Source organism: Jatrophihabitans sp., from assembly GCF_036388195.1.
Lineage (GTDB): Bacteria > Actinomycetota > Actinomycetes > Mycobacteriales > Jatrophihabitantaceae > Jatrophihabitans_A.
This window is the reverse complement of the sequence record NZ_DASVSG010000028.1, coordinates 1-1781: the sequence shown is the minus strand read 5'-3', so window position 1 is coordinate 1781 and position 1781 is coordinate 1. Positions and strand designations below refer to the sequence as shown.

Below are 1781 nucleotides of genomic sequence, written 5' to 3'. Positions count from 1 at the left end.
GTCGGGTGCGCAGTTCATCTCCCGCCTGATGACCGACGAGGTGCTCACCGCCGTCCAGGGGTTGAAGCCGCTCGCCGACCAGGCCGGGCTCTCCATGGCTCAGCTGGCCGTCGCGTGGGTGCTGCAGAATCCGAACGTGTCCGCCGCCATCGTCGGCGCCTCCCGGCCGGAGCAGGTGCACGACAACGCGAAGGCGTCCGGCGTGAAGCTGGACGCGGACCTGCTGAAGGCCATCGACCAGGTGATCGACCCGATCGCCGAGCGCGACCCGGCCAAGACCGTGAGCCCCGCCCAGCGCCCGTGTGGCTCGGGCCTGTCCGGGCGGATCCGCTCGGACAGGCCCCCGGTAGCGGCGCCGCTCCACCGGTTTTCGGGTCAGCTCCAGAACCGCATCAGCTCGAAACCGACCTGGGACAGGATGCGCGGCACCCCGATGACCTCGGCGACCCAGTAGACGGCCGCGAAGAACCACCCGTTGATCCTGGGCTGCCAGAGCAGGGCGAAGAGCAGGATGAAGCCGTACGGGGCCATCAGGTTGTAGCCGCGCTGCCACTGCGGCGACAGCCACGGGTGGATCAGGTTGCCGCCGTCCAGGCCGGGCACCGGCAGGAAATTCAGCACGCTGGCGGTGACCTGCAGGAAGGCGGACAGCGCCAGCGCGGCCCAGAACTCCAGGTGCTCGACGCTGCCGGTCTCGCCCATGAAGATGGCCTGCCCCAGCCCGTTGTCGGCGAGCTGCACGTCGGCGACGCCCACCACGAACGGTGCCGCCAGCAGCAGCGCGAACACCACGTTTGTGGCCGGGCCGGCCGCGCTGATCAGCGAGTGCCGCAGCCGGCCGGGAATGTGCTGGTGGTCGACCCAGACGGCGCCACCGGGCAGGCCGATACCACCGAGGATCACCGCGATCACCGGCAACCCGACGGACAGCAGGGGGTGCGTGTACTTCAGCGGATTGAGCCGCAGATAGCCGCGGTCGGCCACCCCCAGGTCGCCGGAGAAGAACGCCACCACCGCGTGCGCGTACTCGTGCAGGCAGAGCGACAGGATCCAGATCGAGATCACCATCAGGAACACGTCGACGCGTACGTTGCCGATGCCGTTCCAGGTCAGGTAGCCGCTGACCACCACGAGCGCCAGCACGCCCACGAAGACCGGGCTGGGAACAAAGGCATTGCGGGGTACGCCGACGGAAAGCCTGCGGTCGCTCACTCGGCCGGCAGCAGACTCATCCGGTAGTCGACCCGGTCGTCCTCGACCAGGCTGACCGAGGTGACCCCGGCGGCTGCCAGCTCGCGCCATGCCTGGCCGATCCAGGATTCGGCGTCCGCCTGGCTACTGAACGCCTCGCTCGGGCCGACCACCGGCTGCCCGTCGACGCCCTCGTACCGCCAACTCCACGGCATGCCAACTCCCCTTCGTCATCGTCCTCGCGGACCTCTCCAGCCTACGGCGTGGCCGTCGGCCAGGTGCTCGCCGACTCGACACCGGGACGTGCCGGGTGGCAAGCGGGAGCACATCCGACGGCCTTAAGGTACGGGACATGTCCGATGACGGGTGGAACACGGTTCTGGTGCTCGGCGGGATCAGGTCCGGCAAGTCCGCGTTCGCCGAGTCCCTGGTGGCCGACGCCGCGTCGGTGCGGTACGTCGCGACCGCGGTCGGCGGCGAGGACGACCCGGAATGGTTGGCGCGCATCGAGGCGCACCAGCGGCGGCGTCCCCAGTCGTGGACCACCGAGGAGACCGGTGCGGATCCCGACCGTCTGGCCGAAATGCTGG

At 69.7% G+C, this 1781-nt stretch carries 3 protein-coding genes and 1 pseudogene; 2 read left to right on the top strand and 2 right to left on the bottom strand.

What is annotated here, in order from left to right:
* Positions 1-301, top strand: a pseudogene (locus tag VF612_RS02360) (aldo/keto reductase); the annotation flags it as partial.
* 74 nt (positions 302-375) lie between these two features.
* On the opposite strand, the gene VF612_RS02355 reads toward VF612_RS02360, so the two are convergent.
* Together VF612_RS02355 and VF612_RS02350 are read right to left on the bottom strand one after the other, a co-directional pair.
* Entirely contained in the window at positions 376-1212 is an 837-nt protein-coding gene (locus VF612_RS02355; protein ID WP_408658240.1) for a site-2 protease family protein, read from the bottom strand.
* Positions 1209-1406 carry a hypothetical protein gene (locus VF612_RS02350; protein ID WP_408658239.1) on the bottom strand — a complete coding sequence of 66 codons (198 nt, stop codon included), beginning with the start codon at positions 1404-1406 and terminating at the stop codon, positions 1209-1211. The genes VF612_RS02355 and VF612_RS02350 overlap by 4 nt, the downstream gene beginning before the upstream one ends.
* 137 nt (positions 1407-1543) lie before the next feature.
* Here VF612_RS02350 and VF612_RS02345 point away from each other — a divergent pair.
* Positions 1544-1781: bifunctional adenosylcobinamide kinase/adenosylcobinamide-phosphate guanylyltransferase (locus VF612_RS02345; protein ID WP_408658238.1), on the top strand; the 238-nt coding region annotated here is incomplete at its 3' end.

Bases quoted from the DNA above. Each gene is read 5' to 3' on its own strand.
- VF612_RS02350 (WP_408658239.1), bottom strand. From the start codon at position 1,406: ATGCCGTGGAGTTGGCGGTACGAGGGCGTCGACGGGCAGCCGGTGGTC.